11 protein-coding genes are annotated in these 16864 nt (G+C 63.7%); 3 read left to right on the forward strand and 8 right to left on the reverse strand.

The genetic code is table 11. The annotated features are described in order from the left end of the window. Positions 1-145 precede the first annotated feature (145 nt). The 6 genes from ACN6KF_RS12535 to ACN6KF_RS12560 all read right to left on the reverse strand — a co-directional run bounded on the left by ACN6KF_RS12535 (position 146) and on the right by ACN6KF_RS12560 (position 12389). Complete coding sequence (locus tag ACN6KF_RS12535; protein ID WP_434957142.1) at positions 146-4450, reverse strand: translocation/assembly module TamB domain-containing protein; 4305 nt, start codon at positions 4448-4450, stop codon at positions 146-148. Next, on the reverse strand, positions 4450-6435 hold the full coding sequence (locus ACN6KF_RS12540; RefSeq protein WP_434957143.1) for an autotransporter assembly complex protein TamA: 1986 nt from the start codon (positions 6433-6435) through the stop codon (positions 4450-4452). Before ACN6KF_RS12540 ends, ACN6KF_RS12535 begins: the two co-directional genes overlap by 1 nt. 475 nt (positions 6436-6910) lie before the next feature. Then, the gene (locus ACN6KF_RS12545) at positions 6911-8008 is read right to left on the reverse strand and encodes a TRAP transporter substrate-binding protein (protein WP_434957144.1); all 1098 of its coding nucleotides are present in this window, start codon (positions 8006-8008) and stop codon (positions 6911-6913) included. A gap of 107 nt (positions 8009-8115) precedes the next feature. After that, complete coding sequence (locus tag ACN6KF_RS12550) at positions 8116-10071, reverse strand: ABCB family ABC transporter ATP-binding protein/permease (RefSeq protein ID WP_434957145.1); 1956 nt, start codon at positions 10069-10071, stop codon at positions 8116-8118. Positions 10072-10187: 116 nt separating this feature from the next. Then, entirely contained in the window at positions 10188-11885 is a 1698-nt protein-coding gene (locus ACN6KF_RS12555) for a LysM peptidoglycan-binding domain-containing protein (protein ID WP_434957146.1), read from the reverse strand. A 42-nt stretch (positions 11886-11927) separates the two neighbouring features. After that, on the reverse strand, positions 11928-12389 hold the full coding sequence (locus tag ACN6KF_RS12560; protein ID WP_434957147.1) for a hypothetical protein: 462 nt from the start codon (positions 12387-12389) through the stop codon (positions 11928-11930). Between the two features lie 196 nt (positions 12390-12585). On the opposite strand from ACN6KF_RS12560, the gene ACN6KF_RS12565 reads away from it, so the two are divergent. From ACN6KF_RS12565 to ACN6KF_RS12575, 3 genes are all read left to right on the forward strand, one after another. Further along, on the forward strand, positions 12586-13395 hold the full coding sequence (locus ACN6KF_RS12565; RefSeq protein WP_434957148.1) for a hypothetical protein: 810 nt from the start codon (positions 12586-12588) through the stop codon (positions 13393-13395). A gap of 56 nt (positions 13396-13451) precedes the next feature. Continuing rightward, a complete protein-coding gene (locus ACN6KF_RS12570; RefSeq protein ID WP_434957149.1) occupies positions 13452-14054 on the forward strand; it encodes an LOG family protein in 603 nt (200 codons plus the stop codon). 90 nt (positions 14055-14144) lie between these two features. Further along, on the forward strand, positions 14145-14729 hold the full coding sequence (locus tag ACN6KF_RS12575; protein ID WP_434957150.1) for a YceI family protein: 585 nt from the start codon (positions 14145-14147) through the stop codon (positions 14727-14729). 33 nt (positions 14730-14762) lie between these two features. Here ACN6KF_RS12575 and cimA read toward each other — a convergent pair whose 3' ends face one another. Both cimA and ACN6KF_RS12585 read right to left on the reverse strand, forming a co-directional pair. Then, positions 14763-16358 (reverse strand): citramalate synthase, encoded by a 1596-nt coding sequence (gene cimA, locus ACN6KF_RS12580; protein WP_434957151.1) that lies wholly within the window; start codon positions 16356-16358, stop codon positions 14763-14765. Beyond that, positions 16355-16852: a GNAT family N-acetyltransferase gene (locus tag ACN6KF_RS12585; protein ID WP_434957152.1), complete on the reverse strand. Its 498-nt coding sequence runs from the start codon at positions 16850-16852 to the stop codon at positions 16355-16357. The genes cimA and ACN6KF_RS12585 overlap by 4 nt, the downstream gene beginning before the upstream one ends. Positions 16853-16864: the final 12 nt, after the last annotated feature.

Here is a 16864-nt window from a genome sequence, read left to right on the forward strand (position 1 = left end):
TGCCCGGGCTTGCCCCGGGCATCCAGCGCGTCCCGTCTTCAACGTCTGGAGGGGCCGTGGATTGCCGGGTCAAGCCCGGCAATGACAAAGGTCGGGCCAATTCGATCCGTTTATTGACGGACGAATCCCAAAGCAAATACCGGCCTCAATATTCGCGTTCGTAGTAGATGCCGCCCTTGGAACCGTCGGTGCCGGCCTGGCCGCGCAGTTTGAGGTTCTTGGTGACGTCGAGATTGATGGTGGCGTCTGTCTGGCCGCCCACGCCTGAGGTCACGCCGAGATAGATCTTGTCGCCGATATAGGTGCCGGCCTGCACGGCCGCGTTGCCGCTGGAATCGGTGACCACGCCGAGATTGTCGAGCCCGGTCGACTTGCGGATCTTGTCGAGCAGGCCGGGGCCGGAAGGACCGCCAGCGAGCTGGGCCACGGCAGTGGCAAGCTGGGCGAGCTGCAGCGGCGACAGGTCCTGGATGCTGCGACCGAACAGGAACCGGGCCATCACCTCGTCCTGCGGCAACTGGGGCACCGAGGAGAGTATGATCTGCGGATCGGAGGCGCGTCCGGTCACGCGTACCGTCACGGTGATCGCGCTGTTACGGGTGGACGCGGCGAAATCGATGTTGGGATCGAGATCGCCGACAAGGGTCACCTTGCCGCTGTCGAACACGATGTGCTGGCCGATGACGTCGAGCGAACCGCGCCGCATCTCCAGGAAGCCCACCGGCGCGATGTTGGCGACCGAGCCCTTCAGCGCCATCTGGCCGCCGAGTTCGGCATCAATGCCGCGACCGCGCACGAAGATGCGGGCCGGCGCGTCGATGGTGAGATCGAGCACCACATTGGGGCCGGAACTTGCCTTGCCCTTCTTGGGCTTGCCAGCCGCGGCGGTGTCCTTCGCCTTTGCGAGGGTCCGGGCCACCTCACGCGGCGGCTTGAGATGCTTGACACCGAGCATGGCGGCATTGGCGGCAAAGCGTTCGGGAATGGTGATCTCGGCCCGCTGGATATCGATACGGCCACCGATAACCGGCCTGGCCATCAAGGGCCCGCGTATCGTGATGTCGCTGGAGACGATTGCCGTCGCCAGATTGCCGTCGGTGAGCTTGGCGTTGCGCGTGGTGATCTTCAGGTCGGCGGCGAAATCGGGCTTCAACCCGACCGAACCGCTGACGCCGATGCTGCCGCCGCCCTGGGTGGTGGCACTGAACTGGGCAATGGTTGCCCGGTCGCGGTCGAAGCGGATGGTGCTGCCGATTCCCGTCAGCTTCATGCCGGTCTCGGGATCGGTCACCGTGCCGCCGGCGATCACCGCCTGGCCTGATACTGATGGCGCCGAGATCGATCCGCCGGCCTTGGCATTGAGGGTAAGCGTGCCGGTCACGCGGCCGCCACGGTCACGCAAGGCGCCATTGGCCAGAGCGAGCGGCGCCGAGGCCTGCACGTCGACGGAGAGGCCTGCTCCCTGCAGAGGGACACGGCCGCGCGCCGTGACCGACAGACCTCCGGCTCCCGTCAGGCTGGCATTGCCGATGGTGACGGCCTTGCCCGCATAGCGGCCATTGGCGGCAAGCTGCAAAGCCGGAATGCCGAAGCCCTTGGTGGCGGCGACGCCGAGGCCGGCGCCCTTCACGTCGAACTCCGCCACCGGGTCGGCCGGTTTGCCGGAGAGTTTCACATTGGCCGACAGCGTGCCGGTGGCACCGAGGCCCGGGGAGGCGATATTGGCGAGCGACAACGGCAATTGACCGACGACGACGTTCATCGCCAGGGTCTCGCCAACCTTGCCGTCGATAGAGACGACACCACCCTGCCCGATGCGCAGCACGGCCCTGGGGATCGAGACCCCGCTCTTGCGGCTGGCGATGGTGACGGGAGACTGGAGGGAGGCTGAGATGCCCTCCTGCGAGACGTTGAGCGTATCGAGCCTAGCGTCAAGTCCATCCCCGGCTGGCTTCACCGCACCCGACAGGGCCAGTTTGCCGCGAGGCATCGTGCCCTGGAGCTGGAAGGCGGTCGCATTCTCGCCTTCTGACTTGGCGGTGGCCTGCAACTGATTGAGGATGAAGGAGCCGGCTTGAACATTCGACGCGTTGACGGTGCCCGAGAGTGCCGGCACACCGGTGAGGTCGCGGCCAGTCAGGTCGACCGTCGCGGAGCCGATGCTATTGGCTTCGACCTTGAGCGCCTTGGCCTGTGCCTTGATCGCGGCGTTCTGCTTGGTGCCATCGACCGAGAGCCCGATATTGGCGGTGAGCGATCCCGATGCCTTGGCGAGCAGAAGCGGCGCGATCGCCGCCATATCCGGGATTGCGGCGTTGAGCTGGCCGCTGGCGCGCCCGTTCGGGGTCACGGCAAGGTCGCCGGCGAGTTGGGCCGCGCCGGCTCCGACATTCAGGCCGTTGATCTGATGTGTGCCATCCGGCAGGGTTGATATCGTCGCCCCCGCCTTCACCGGCATGCGGTCGAGCTGGCCGGCGAGCGAAAACACGCCATTGACGGCGGCACCGGCAACGCTGCCGGTGAAATTGGCTTTGCCATCGGTGAAGGGCTTGCCCTGAAGCACCAGCCTGGGCGCGATGAGATCGGCGACGACATCGGGTTTTTCGGCGCTGCCCTTCAGGCTGGCATTGACCTCGACGGCACCGGAGGCACGGTCCGTCACCAGCTTGATATCGAACAGGTTCGCCGTGGCCTTGAAGTCCATCGCCTTGGCACCATAGAGCCCATCTGCCGAGGCGTTGAACTGCTGGTTGACGAGGGTGATCTTGTCGAAATGCAGTCCTTCGGTATCGCGCCGGACGCCGCCCTTGAGGCTGGTTGCCCCTTTGAGGACGGCATCCAGGCGCGGATCGCCGAGCACGATGTCACTGGCCTTGCCCTCGACGGTCAAGGCGAGACCGCCGCCTGCCAGCGCGACATCACCCTTCGCGGTCAGGTCTGCCTTGCCGCGCAATTCGCGTCCCGCCAGACCGGAGAAGACCGAGATATCGGGCGTGGCCAGCGAGTAGATGCCGCTCATCTTGGCGCCGACGATGCCGGTGAAGCCGGCCTGGAAAGCATTCGCTGCCAGGCGCACGCCATCGACGACCACCGGCTGCCCCGCCTGCCATTTGCCGGCGGCGGTGAGGCCGAGGCTGCTGCCGAGCGCCTTGGCCAGACCCGGATCGGAGGAACTGAGCTTGTCGCCGCGTCCATCCACCTTGAAGGTGAGGCTGCGCTTTTGCGGATCGGCGAGGTTCCGGGCATCACCGCCGGCCTTGATGGTGGCGCTCTCGGCGGCGACCGTGCCGGCCGCCAGCTTCTGCAGATCGAAATTCGCCGTCCAGCCGCCGTCACCGAACTGGGCCGCCAGCGTCATGCCCTTGATGCGGGCGTTGCCGCCCGGCAGCAGGATGTCGTGGCCATCCTCGGCACCGAACTTGCCGTCGAGCTTGAGGCTGGTCGGAAAAGCATCGGCCGAGAGGGCGCCCGACAAAGCGAGGTCGAGTACGCCGGATTTGATGGTGGCATGCTTGAGCGCATAGCCCCCGCCGGCCACCTGCCCGCCCTCGACCGAAATGGCCGACTGGCCACGGACGAAATCGGCATAGGCGGGATCGACCAGCCGCTCCAGATTGCCGCCGAGATCGGCCTTGAAGGTGACGCCATCGGTCCCCTGCGCCAGCATGGCCTTGCCGCCGAACAGCTTGTTGCCATCGGCCGAGAGAGCGATGTCGGCAGCGAAATTGTCCAGGGGTCCCGAACCGACGATGGTGAAGCCGAGCGGCGGCGAGCCCGGTACTTTCAGCATGCTGGTCAGGAAACCGCCATGCGGTTCCTGCAGCGAAAGATTGAGACCCAATTGCTTGGTCGCATTGTCGAAGTCGGTGGTGAAAGTGAGATCGCCACCGGCGGGCTGCGTCCGCTTAATCAGCAATTCCGAATGCAGCTTGCCGTCTGCCAGCAGGGCATTGCCAGCAACGTCGAACACCGTGTCCTCGCCCGCCAGTGCCGCCGAGATCTTGACCACGGGTACGGCAAGCTTGCCGAGCTTCACCGAAACCGGTAGCTCGGGCAGGGAGAAACCACCCTCGCCCGCGGCCGGCTGCACTCCCTGAGGCGGATTGGGCTTGCGGGTGATCTCGATCGACCCCGCCTCCAGAAGGTCGACATCGAGCTTCTTGCTCATCAGGGCGAGCCGGCTCCAGACCAGATGGGCGTCCTTGATGGTCAGCCACACGCCCTGCCGATCGGCGATGGTGATGGAAGAGATTTTCACATCAGACGACAGGGCGCCATCGATCTGGCCGAGCGAGATCTTCTGGTCGGGCGTCGAGATGGTGTCCTCGACATAGGTGATGAACCACGACTTCTCGCTGGCGTCATCAGCCCGCGCCGGCGCAAGTTCCCTGAGGCCGAGAGGCACGGCCACGACTGCGACGGCCGTTAAGAGAATGATCCGGCGCCGCATCAGAAGCTCTCTCCCAATCCGATATAGAGGGCGAAAGGCGGCGTGTTCTTCTTCTTGACCTTGCCATCCTCGATGACGAAGCCCTTCACGGGTGTAAGACCCCGGGCGATGTCCACCCGGATCGCCCCGAGACTGGTATAATAGCGCAAACCGACGCCGGCGCCGATCTTCATGTCCTCGTCGAAGGAGGGATAGGAGGTAGAGAAGGCGCTGCCTGCGTCGACGAAGGGGACGATGCCGATGCTGTCGGTCACCTTGATGCGCATTTCGAGCGAGCCCTCCAGTAAAGAGCGGCCGCCCACCACGAAGCCATTGTCGAGCTTGGGACCGAGGCTGCGGAAATTGTATCCGCGCACCGAGCCGCCACCGCCGGCATAGAACATGCGATCGCCTGGCAATTCGTTGGCGGGCGCCCCGACGATGGAGCCGACCGCAACCCGGCCAGCCAGGACATAGCGTCCCATCGCGTCGAAGGAGAAATAAGCCGAGCCGTCGATACGGGTCATCGCGCCGAAATTGCCGAACTTGGCCTCGTAGAACGGCTCGAGCGTGCCCTTCAGGCGATAGCCGCGCGTGGGCTCGAGCTTGTCGTCGGTGGTGTCATAGGCGAGTTCACCGGGCAGGCTGAACAGCAGGAGATTGCGCTTGCCGTAAAAGTCTTCGACCTGGTCATATTCGCCGTTCAGCGCGATCTTGCCGGTCAATCGCTCCGAGAATTCGTGGGCAAGCCCGATGCGCGCACGGAAGGTGTTCTGCGAATAGGGATCGTAAACCTCGCGCTTGGCCAGCAATTGCGCGGTAAGATCCGTAAACGGATCGAAGATCCCCGGCTTCACGAAGGTGACGCCGCCCGAATAGGTGAACTTGGTCGGATCGGTGGAATCGACGCCCGCCACGGTCGCATCGAAACGCAGGCGCTCGGCTTCGCCGAACAGATTGCGGTGCTCCCAATAACCGTTGAGGCCGATGCCGTCGGTGGTGGAATATTCGGCACCGGCACCGAAGACATGCAATGGGCGCTCCGACACGGTGATCATCAGCGGCATGGTGCTGTCGGCCGCAATCGCGTCGCCCTCGACGATGCTGGTGGTCGAGAACACCTGCAGGCGCTGCAGGCGCCGCTTGGCGAGTTCGATCTCGGCCGGATCGTATTGGTCGCCCGGCCGGAGGCCGGTCTGACGCGCCACGAAGGCTGGATTCATGTCCTTGGTGCCATCGACGGTCATGCGCCCGTAATGGGCCAGGCGCCCCGGCTCGACCGCCAGCGTGACATCGAGCCTGTTGTTGACGTGGTCAGCGGTGATGACGCGTGGCAGCGCCTTGGCCTTGGGGTAGCCCTGGCGTCGCCAGGCATCGATCATCGCCTGCTCCGCCGACAGTACGATGTCCGAATTGGCCTGGTGGCCCGGCTCGAGGCCGAGACGCTCGGGCGTCTTGGTCTTGGGAATGTCGTCGATCGGGCTGTGCGGCGCCCGGTTTTCCAGCCGGATCCGGCCGAAGGTGAAGACGGGACCGGGATTGACGTTTACAACCACCGGGACCGGGTGAGGCAGGGTGGCGTCGACGGGAATCTCTTCGAGCTTGCGCCCATTGACCAGGATCGAGATCGAAGCGCCATAGCGTGCATTGGCATAGAGCGTACCGAGGATACGATCATATTCGGTCCGCGCCTTGGAGAGGAAGGCAGGCGTGCTCGGCGGCGGCGTTTCGTCCTTGCCGCTATACAGAGAGGACGCCCCCTCAACCGCCGACTTGATATCCTTGTCCCCGCCCGCAATCACCACTTCGATCTTGTAGGTCTGGGCGTCGGGCGAAACCGGCTTCTCGTCCGATCCGAAGAAATTATAGCCGAAAAGCTTGAAAGCTGCGGCGGGCTGGGGCTTCGCCCCGGCAATGAGCGCCATAACGGCCACCGACAAGGCCAGCCCCTTGGCCAGACGCTGCCGCGCCGGCATCAGGCGTTCGAGCCTGCTGAGCCCCCTCATCGCCTGTCGATCGCCCCACGCCATAGACCAGCGCCCCCACTAAACCCCGATACGGGGGCGCCGCCCCGGAGGTGAACCTTACGCCAAACGACCTCTTCCGATCAACCCATCACCGTATATCATCATGAACAAACGGTTAATTACGTAATCAATCGTATCGATCGAATAAACTGTTCCGGTACGACATGCGCTGAAGTTTGAACATTACCCGTATGCTTAGGCACGTAATTCACACTAAATGGCACATATTTGCATTCGCATGTAATCGATAGATGTTTTTCTACAGAACGCTTATCGAAAACCTGGAAACCGCGCTGCCATAGGGCGTAAAAATAACTTTACGTCACATCAATCGTATACAAATGGTAAAAACCAACGCTACGAGGCAAACCGCCGCTCCGTCTCCCGCGACCCAATCCGGAAGGCACACAAAACCGGCCAGATCAGAGCCCCCACCCGGCGAACAAAGACGCGATCAGCTGCCTTTGGGATAGTCGTAGGCCAGCAGGCGCATATTGGCATAGCCCTGGTCGCCGATCCGGGTCCAGAGCAAGGTCTGCTGGCGAAAGCCGAAATAGGAGGCGGCGAGACGGCGCATGAACTCGTCGCCATTTTCGATGATTTCACTCAACACCTGACCGCTGGCCGTGCCGAAGGCCTGAAACACCTCGTCGGGGAATTGCTTGAGAACAACGCCTTGCTGCGTTACCGCCTGGGCGATCGCGGCCGGCGCCCGGGCGCCATATTCAGCCAGCGAGCGAGTATTCTCCTCGGCACAGGCGACTTCGATCGCCACTTTGTGAGTTGCCGGCAATTCATCGTATTTCGCGCGGTTGATCTGGAGTTGCAGAGCGGCGCAGGGCTCCTGGAAGCCCGGCCAGTAGCAGAACTTGGCGGCATTGTGGAAACCGAAGCTGAGATCGTTGACCGGCCCCATGAACTCGGCCGCATCCAGTTCCTCGGCCTGGAGCTTGGGCAGGATCTGCGAGCCCGGCATCAGCACCTGCTGAACGCCGAGCTTGGCGAGAGCCTGGCCGGCCAGGCCGCCGATGCGGAAACGCAGGCCCTTGAGATCGGCGACACTGTTGATCTCCCGGCGGAACCAGCCGCCGAGGCGCGCGCCGGTATTGCCGGCCGCAAAGGCCTTGATGCCGAATTGCCCGCCCAGTTCATCCCAGAGCGCCCTGCCCCCGCCGGCATAGAGCCAGGCATCGAATTCCTGGGCGATCAGGCCGAAGGGAATGGCAGAGAAAAAGGCGAAGGCAGGAGACTTGGACAGATAATAGGCCGACATGTCGTGCGACATCTCCACGTCGCCCGACATCACGGCCGCCATGTTCTGGTCACCCGGCACCAGTTCGCCGGCCGCGTAGAGCTTGATGGTGAGCTGGCCCTGGGTGAGCACGCCGATCCGGTCGGCCAGGCGCTGGGCTCCCATGCCCGCTCCCGGCAACCCCTTCGGCCAGGCCGTCGCCATCCGCCATTCGATCAGGTTCTGCGCCAACGCCGGAGCGGCAAGCATGGTGGCGCCGGCGGCGGCAGCTCCAGCGAGAAAACGACGTCGGGTCGACATGAAGAGGGTTCCTGTTACGCAAGACTAACACCCAGCCGGGGCGAGTAAGCAGCGTACAAGATGAACCGGGGCTGAACTGAGGCCGGGTTCTCCGCCCCCAATATCGCCTATCCGGCCAGAGCGTCCCGATAATCGGCAGTTGGCGACGCATCGTCCTGGGTGCGCTGAAGCTTCTCGCGGGCCTCATCGGCCTCGCGCTGGCGGTTCCACATGCCGGCATAGACGCCGCCGTGAGCCAGCAACTCCTCATGATTGCCGCGCTCGACGATCACGCCCTTGTCGAGCACGATGATCTCGTCGGCATTCACCACCGTCGAGAGACGATGAGCGATCACCAGCGTGGTGCGGTTCTCCGAGATGCGCTCGAGCGCAGCCTGGATCTCCATTTCAGTGTAGCTATCGAGCGCCGAGGTCGCCTCGTCGAGCACCAGCACCGGCGGCCCCTTCAAGATGGTGCGGGCAATGGCGACGCGCTGCTTCTCCCCGCCCGACAATTTGAGGCCGCGCTCACCGACTTCCGTTTCGTAGCCCTTGGGCATGCGCCGGATGAAGGTGTCGATCTGGGCAAGGCGGGCCGCCTCCTCAACCTCCGCATCGGTCGCATCCCAGCGACCATAGCGGACATTGTAGCGGATGGTATCGTTGAACAGCACCGTGTCCTGCGGCACCATGCCGATGGCGGCGCGCAGCGATTTCTGGGTGACGTCGCGCACGTCCTGCCCGTCGATCAGCACGCGCCCGCCATTGACGTCATAGAAGCGGAACAACAGCCGCGAGATCGTCGATTTGCCGGCGCCCGAGGGACCGACGATCGCCACCGTGCGGCCTGCCGGCACGTCGAAGGAAAGCCCCTGCAGGATCGGGCGGTCAGGATCATAGCTGAACACCACATTCTCGAAGGTCACGCGGCCCTCGCGCACCTCGAGCGGCGCTGCGCCCGGCCGGTCCTTGACCTCGGTATCCTTGTCGAGCAGCTCGAACATGGTCTCGATGTCGGTGATGCCCTGCTTGATTTCGCGATAGGCAAAGCCGAGGAAGTTCAAGGGGGTTGCCAGTTGCAGCCACATCACGTTGAGCAGGGCGATGTCGCCGACAGTATTGACGCCGTGGTAGACGCCCAGGCCGGCCAGCAGCAGCGAGCCCAGCATACCCGCCATGAAGATGATGCCCTGGCCGATATTGAGCCAGGTCAGGGTGATATAGGTCCGGATCGCCGACTGCTCGTAGGAAGCCATCGCGCGATCGTAACGGGCGAGTTCGCGCTCCTCGTTGGAGAAATACTTGACCGTCTCGTAGTTGAGCAGGCTGTCGATCGCCTTCTGGTTGGCGTCCGTGTCGGAATCGTTCATCTCGCGGCGGATCGAGATGCGCCATTCGGTCGCCTTGATGGTGAACCAGACATAGAAGGCCGTCGTGGCGAGCACGATCAGGGCGTATCGCCAGTCGAACTGCAGCAGCAGCATGATCAGGTAGAGCGTCAGCTCAACGATGGTCGGCAGTATGTTGATGGTGGCGAAGCGGACGATATTCTCGATGCCGGTACGCCCGCGGTCGATCACCCGCGACAAGCCGCCGGTCTTGCGCTCGAGATGATAGCGCAGGCTGAGATTGTGGATGTGCTCGAAGGTCTCGATCGCCAGCCGCCGCACGGCATACATGAACACGGCAGCGAACAGGCCGTCCTTCCACTGCGAGATCGCCGTCATCAGGATGCGCGCCGCGCCATAGGCCACCAGCATGGTGAGCGGCACGCCGGCCAGCAACACCGCCAAGGTATGGCCCGTAAGCTCGCGGTCGCCGCCGACGGCGGCCAGCCCATCGGTCGCCCATTTGAGCGTGTAGGGTACGACCAGGGTGATGAGCTTGGTCAGCAGCAAGAGCACGAAGGCCCATATCACCCGCATGCGCAGATCCGCACGATCTTGTGGCCACATATAGGGCCACAAATGCTTCATCGTCTGGAGAAAGGCACCCTGGTCGGCGCTGATGCGCTTGGGAGCGGTGGAAGGGTCGGCGGATGGCATGAACGGGCTTTCGACCGGCGAGCGGAAGATCGCCGGCATCAGGAGTTTTCTGGCAATGACGCTGCGTAGTTAGGTCTGCAGCGGCATGACCGCAAGCGTCTTGCGATGAAATCTCGCTGCGCCAGGCCTCGTACAAGGCCCGCATCCCACTCGGCTCAAGGCGTTTTCTTATCCGGCATGACGAAGATCTGGCCCGGATAGATCAGATTGGGATTGCGGATCTGATCGGTATTGGCGTCATAGATCCAGGTATAGCGGATGCCCTGGCCATAGACCTTGCGCGAAATCCGCCAGAGATTGTCGCCCTGGAGGATCGTCGTGGTGCGGATCTCGGGGATCACGGCCACAGAGGGCGGTGGCGACGGCTGGGCCGGCTTGGCCTCGCTCGTCTGCACTGGTGCCGTCTCGGGGGTCGCGGGGTTGGAGGCGGATGGCGTCGTGGCGGATCGTGGCACCACGGTATTGCCGGAGGCCGGCGGCACGGCCTCCGCCTGTGCCGGCGACGAGGCGGCTCCCGTGGTTCCCGCCCCCTGCGTGCCGGGCTCGATGGCCGGAGAGGCGCCTTGGGCCGGCGCGGAAGCCGCCGCCGGCTGCGTCTTGTCACCCGGGGCCGGTGTGGCGGCGCCGGGCACCGCGGTAGAGGGCGTGGTCGCCGCTTGCGGCGGCGTTGCAGCGGGCTGGCCGCCACGGGTGGAGCCTGAACGCGACGGGGTGGCGATCGCCGCCACCACGGCCGGAGCCGAGGCCGAGGGTGCCTTGTCGACCATGGCGAACGGGACTTCGGCCCGTGTCAGCACCTGCCCGTTGGCAGCCGCGACATCGTCGACGCGAACCCGGTAATTGCCCGGCTGCATGCCCTTCTCGATCGTCATGCCGAAGGTGCCGTCCTTGGCCGCTGTCACGCCGGTCACCAGGGTATCGTTGAGATAGATGCGCAAGGCGGCCCCCGGCTCCGCCCGACCCGTCACGAAGAAACGGCCCATCTCGTCCGCCTCGACGGTCCGGATCGAAACATTGGCTCGTGAAGATCCCTTGTCCGCCTCGGCAGACGCGGTTGCACCTGCCGGAGATGGCGCTGCCGGCTGCTCGGTTGGCTTGCTCGTCGGCGGCGCCGCGTCGGTCAATACCTTGGAGGGCTGGTCGGGCGAGTTGAGCACGACCACCACCTCTTCGCCCGGCTTTTCAGGAACGCGGACGGAGAGGGTTTGCTCAGACAAGGTCACCCGCCCGTCCGGCGATGTGGTGCGCAGGGTCAGTTCGCAGGGGCCCTTCGGCAAAGCGGGCGGCGTGATCGCCCAGGTACCGTTGATGTCGGCAACGACGCGGGCATAGGGGTTGCCATTGCGCAGCAGTTCCACCGTGGCGCCGGACGCGGCTCGCCCTGCAATCACCGCGCTGCCGGCCGGCTCGATGCGGGCAATATCGAAGGTCGGGGCGGTCTGTCCTTTGGCCGCATCCGGTTTCGGCGCCTCGGGCTTGGGAGGCTGGGGTTTGGCGGCTTCAGTTTTGACGGGCCCCGGCTGAGCCGCCTCCGTCTTTCCAGAATCGGGCTTGCCAGAATCGGGCTTGGCTGTCTCGTTGCCAGTTGCTGGAACCTTCGCGGCTTCGGTTTTCGCCACTTCGGTATTGCTTCCCGCAGTCCTGGCCGACTCCGGCTTGACGGCTTCGCCGGTCAGCGCGGGCTTCTGCATCTTGTCGGCGGGGGGATTGGCGGTAACTGCCGGCTTGGCATCGCCGACCAGCGGCGACGGCGGCCGGGCAGGCTCGCGCACCAGCACGCTGTAGAGCGTACCGACGCTGACGACGCTCGCGGCTCCCACTATTCCCGCCAGACTCTTCCAGCCCACTGCCATCTTCTACTCCCGATGCAAGAACGCGCACCGTTTCATCAGATTTTACTTACCCGCTTCACCTGCCGGACGAAAGACCTGCACCATCACAATGCTGTCGAACGAGCAAAGTATCGCGCCGACATTTCTTGCCGGCGCCCTTGTCAGGACTTGTACACCGAACTGCAGCGCCATTGCTGCAGAATTGTGATGAAAATCCAGGAACGCACGATATTCTTCATCGGACGGGGCTTGATCGGAAGGTTCCATGAAACGAGCGGCGCTCTTTGTATCTGCTCTTTGCCTGACCATTCTCTTTGGAACCATGCCATCGCAAGCCGGCCAAACAGAGGCTGGAGCACGCCCGAAGAGCTCCGCGATGCGCATTCTCATCGTGCGCAGCGCCGCCGTCGATTGTGAACCCAATTGCGCCGAATGGATTTCCGCCGACGGTGACATCACCGCCGCGACGCCGGCGCTGCTGCGCAAGGTTCTGAAAGCCAGTGGCGGCAGGAAGCTGCCCTTCATCCTCACCTCGCCTGGCGGAGACGTTACAGCCGGATACGCCATCGGCCGCCTGATTCGTCGGGCAGGCCTGGAGGTCACGGTCGGCCGGACCATGCTGGCTCCCTGTACGCCAGAAGAGAGGAAATGCTCCGACACCATGATGAAGGGCCGTCGCGGCTTCGCCAACAATGCGGGAGCCTTTTGCAATTCGGCCTGTGTGTTCGCGCTGGCCGGAGGAGTTGCACGTCACGTCTTTTGGGTCAGCCCGGTCGGTGTTCATCAATTCGCCAGCTCGCGGACTCTGACACGCTGGCGCCAGACCACTCTGAACGGGCGCGTCATCCGGCGAGAGATTCTGTCGGTCAACCGGATCAAGGTAAAGACGACACCGGCGCAATATGACCAGGCCGCCCGCTATTTCGCCGAGATGGGAATTGATCCACGTATCAACGGGCTGCTCCAGCTCGCCGACAACAAGAACATTCACGTGATGAACCACAGTGAATTGCTGGAGACGAAGATCATCACCGACGACCAGGATGCGCGGGGCGAGGTCCTGAAACTTCAGGCGGCGCTGAATGCTCAAAAAATGTCCGAGCGCATCGCTGCCTTCACTGTGACCGCCGCCGACGTGCCGGCGGGGCTCTATCAGGGCAAGGCTATCATCTCGCATGTCAATTTCCGGCAGGATCCGAAAGGCACTGGCGTCGTGGCGAGCGTTACGCCGACGATCGGGGCGCTCCCCTTGCCCACGGCTGACCTGCTCGCCATCATCCAGATCGGCAACCGGTTCGAGTTATCGGACCGGCCGGGCGGAAGCGCCCGGCCGGATTCCGAGCTGACGATCGCCATCGCCCCCGCGACCTTCTGCGTTCTCGAGCACAGCCGCTCCTTGAACTTCACCATCGGCCCGAAACGACGCAGCCCTGTGACGTCTGAAACCGTGTGGGTTTCGACGGGCCGCTTCCGCGATCTCGATCTCCTGTTGGGCAAGGTTTGCGGCAGGCAAGGGAACCTTGCCGATTGATCCGTGCGGCGGCAAAGCAACTTGACCCACCCATGCCGCAGTGCGAAACCGGGGATATGACAAAGCTTCGTTCGATTTGCGTCTATTGTGGCTCCAGCAATGGCACCCGCCCCGATTATGTCGCCGGCGCCGAGCGTCTCGGCCGGGACATGGCTGAAGGCGGCATCCGCCTCGTCTATGGTGGCGGCAATGTTGGCCTGATGGGCACCGTCGCCCGCGCCGTCATCGAGAATGGCGGCCAGGTCACCGGCATCATCCCGACCTTCCTGCAGCGCCGCGAGCGCATGCTCACCGAGGTCGAGGAACTCATCGTCACCAAGGACATGCATGAGCGCAAGCGCCTGATGTTCGAGCGGGCTGACGCCTTCGTCGCCCTTCCGGGGGGCGTCGGTACGCTGGAGGAACTGGTCGAGCAGTTGACCTGGGCCCAACTCGGCCAACACAAGAAGCCGATCCTGCTGGTCAATATCGACGGGTTCTGGACGCGCTTCCTCGACATTCTCGACCATATGCGCGAGGAAGGCTTCATTCGTCCCGAGACCGCGGTGGAGGTCTTGGTGGCCAACACGCCCGAAGAGGTCGTGCCGATGGTCAAGGCTGCGATCGAGAAGATCTCGCGGGCCGAAATGGCGATGAGCGTCGCGCCCGAGACGCTCTGACCTTCGCATTGCGAGGCTGCGATCGAATAGGATTGCGCCCTGCGGTGTTCATGCTCCGGCGTTTCGCGGCCTGGCAGTATGGACAATGCAATGAAGAGGTCTTTCCACGTGACTGTGGCGGCACTGTTTTTCAGCGCCGGCCTTTCGCCTCTCGTATTCGCAGGCGATCTCTACGATCTCGATCCCGAGCATACCCAGGCGATCTTCCATATCGACCATCTCGGCTATTCCACCGTCACGGGCAGCTTCCGCCAGTTGAAGGGCATGCTCACGCTCGATGAAGAACATCCCGAGCAAAGCCTGGTCGAGGCAACGATCGAGGCATCGAGCATCGATACGGGGGTGCCGACGCGCGACGAGGATCTGAGGTCGAGCCAGTTCTTCGACGTCGCCCGCCATCAGACGATCACTTTTCGGACCGTAAAGGTGAACCGGCGTGGTCCGCGCAGCGCCGATCTCAGCGGAGAGCTGACGCTGCTCGGGATATCCAGGCCCGTGACATTGCGGACCACCTTCAACCAGATCGCGCCGGATCCGCTGCGCGGCAGTCGCATGGTGGCCGGCTTCACCGCGACCACGAGCATCCGTCGCACGGATTATGGCATGAAGGCTTTCATCCCCCTGATCGGCGACGTCGTGCGTATAGACATCAATGTCGAGGCGATCCGCCGTTGAGGAAAAGCCCGCTCGCCGCAACGGGCTCGATCCTCAAACCTCCGCGCCAGCCTTGAGCAGCTTGTAGGTCATCGAATCAACCAGCGCCTGGAAGGAGGCATCGATGATGTTGTCGGAGACGCCCACGGTGGCCCAGCGATCGCCGGCGGCATCCTGGAATTCGATCAGCACCCGCGTCACCGCATCGGTACCGCCTTGGAAGACGCGGACCTTGTAGTCGATCAGCTTCAGGTCCTCGATGACGGACTGATACTTGCCGAGATCCTTGCGCAGCGCCGTGTCGAGGGCATTGACCGGGCCATGTCCCTCCGCTGCCGAGATCAGTTCATCGGCGCCGACCTTGACCTTGACGATGGCCTCGGAGAAAACGCCGAGTTCGCCGCGCTCGTTCCAGCGCCGCTCGACATTGACGCTGAAGCGCTCGACGAAGAAGAACTCCGGCACGCTGCCGAGAATACGCTTGGCCAGCAGGAAGAAAGAAGCATCCGCCCCCTCATAGGCATAGCCTTGCGCTTCCTTGTCCTTCAGTGCACCAAGCAATCTGGAGAGACGGGGATCATCCTTGTCGACGGCCAGCCCCAGGCGTTCCAGTTCGGCCAGGATGTTGGATTTGCCGGCCTGGTCCGAGACCAGCAATTTGCGCCGGTTTCCCACGCTTTCCGGCGGCACGTGCTCATAGGTCGAGGGATCCTTCACCACGGCCGAGGCATGGATGCCGGCCTTGGTGGCAAAGGCCGAGGAGCCGACATAGGGCGCATGATGGTCGGGCATGCGGTTGAGCAGTTCGTCGAGCTTGCGCGAGATGCGCGTCAGGTTCTCGAGCCCAGCCGCATCCACCCCGATCTCAAAGCGCTCGGCATAGGCGGGCTTGAGCAGCAATGTTGGGATCAGCGAGGTGAGGTTGGCATTGCCGCAGCGCTCGCCCAAACCGTTCAGCGTGCCCTGGATCTGCCGCACGCCCGCCCTGACGGCCGCCAGCGAATTGGCGACCGCCTGCTCGGTGTCGTTATGGGCATGGATGCCGAGATGGCCGCCGGGGATCGTCTTGACGACCTCGCCGACGATGCGCTCGATCTCATGTGGCAGGCTACCGCCATTGGTATCGCACAGGACCACCCAGCGCGCGCCGGCCTCATGGGCCGTACGGGCGCAGGCGAGCGCATAATCGGGATTGGCCTTGTAGCCGTCGAAGAAATGCTCGCAGTCGAGCAGCACTTCGCGCCCACGTGCCTTGGCCGTGGCAACGCTGTCGCGGATCGAATCGAGATTGTCTTCCAGGCTGATGCCGAGGGCCACGCGCACCTGATGGTCCCAGCTCTTGGCCACGAAGCAGATCGCGTCCGCCTGCGCATCCAGCAGGCCTGCGACACCGGGGTCGTTGGCGGCCGAGCGCCCTGCCCTCTTGGTCATCCCGAAGGCGGTGAACTTCGCCTTGAGGCCGTTGGGCTGGCTGAAGAACTGCGTGTCGAGCGGATTGGCGCCGGGATAGCCGCCCTCGATATAGTCGACACCGAGATCGTCGAGCAGCCCGGCGATCGCCTGCTTGTCGGCGAGGGAGAAGTCGACTCCCGTGGTCTGGGCGCCGTCACGCAGAGTGGTGTCGAAGAGATAGAGGCGATCGCGCGTCATTGCCTGACAGCCTCGGGCGGGGCCGAAAGCACCTTCTTCATGGTGGTGTTGCCGAGCCACTCGTCGCCAAGCGACACCGTGTTGCGCTGCTGGGGCACGAAACCCTGCTTGAGGAAAAAGTCCCGGGCAGTATCACTGGCGTCGACCGTCAGATGGTCGGCGCCACGCGCCTTGGCGAGCTGTTCGATGGCGCCGTAGAGCGTCGAGGCCACGCCCTGCCCGGCGACCGCCGGATGGACATAGAGCAGGTCGACCAGTTCCTTGCCTTTCAGCGCGATGAAGCCGACCGGCGAGCCGCCGACCGTTGCCACGATGGTCAGACAGCCTGCAAGGCGTTTCACCCAGGCCTCCTCGTCGTCGGCCGCCTCGGCCCAGGCCTCCTGCTGGCCTTCGGAATAATCCTCACCTGTCAGCTCTTGGATACTGGCTCGGAAAATCTCGGCCAGGATCGGTGCGTCGGCAGGCAGGAACGGGCGCAGCCCAGGTTTCGGCATAGCAGGATTCGA

This window comes from Labrys methylaminiphilus subsp. lupini, assembly GCF_051161885.1.
Taxonomy (GTDB): domain Bacteria; phylum Pseudomonadota; class Alphaproteobacteria; order Rhizobiales; family Labraceae; genus Labrys.

Coding starts and splice junctions, on each gene's coding strand:
- ACN6KF_RS12535 (WP_434957142.1), bottom strand. CDS start 4,450: ATGCGGCGCCGGATCATTCTCTTAACGGCCGTCGCAGTCGTGGCCGTG.
- ACN6KF_RS12540 (WP_434957143.1), bottom strand. CDS start 6,435: ATGAGGGGGCTCAGCAGGCTCGAACGCCTGATGCCGGCGCGGCAGCGT.
- ACN6KF_RS12545 (WP_434957144.1), bottom strand. CDS start 8,008: ATGTCGACCCGACGTCGTTTTCTCGCTGGAGCTGCCGCCGCCGGCGCC.
- ACN6KF_RS12550 (WP_434957145.1), bottom strand. CDS start 10,071: ATGCCGGCGATCTTCCGCTCGCCGGTCGAAAGCCCGTTCATGCCATCC.
- ACN6KF_RS12555 (WP_434957146.1), bottom strand. CDS start 11,885: ATGGCAGTGGGCTGGAAGAGTCTGGCGGGAATAGTGGGAGCCGCGAGC.
- ACN6KF_RS12560 (WP_434957147.1), bottom strand. CDS start 12,389: ATGAAGGGCAGCTTCCTGCCGCCACTGGCTTTCAGAACCTTGCGCAGC.
- ACN6KF_RS12570 (WP_434957149.1), top strand. CDS start 13,452: ATGACAAAGCTTCGTTCGATTTGCGTCTATTGTGGCTCCAGCAATGGC.
- ACN6KF_RS12575 (WP_434957150.1), top strand. CDS start 14,145: ATGAAGAGGTCTTTCCACGTGACTGTGGCGGCACTGTTTTTCAGCGCC.
- cimA (WP_434957151.1), bottom strand. CDS start 16,358: ATGACGCGCGATCGCCTCTATCTCTTCGACACCACTCTGCGTGACGGC.
- ACN6KF_RS12585 (WP_434957152.1), bottom strand. CDS start 16,852: ATGCCGAAACCTGGGCTGCGCCCGTTCCTGCCTGCCGACGCACCGATC.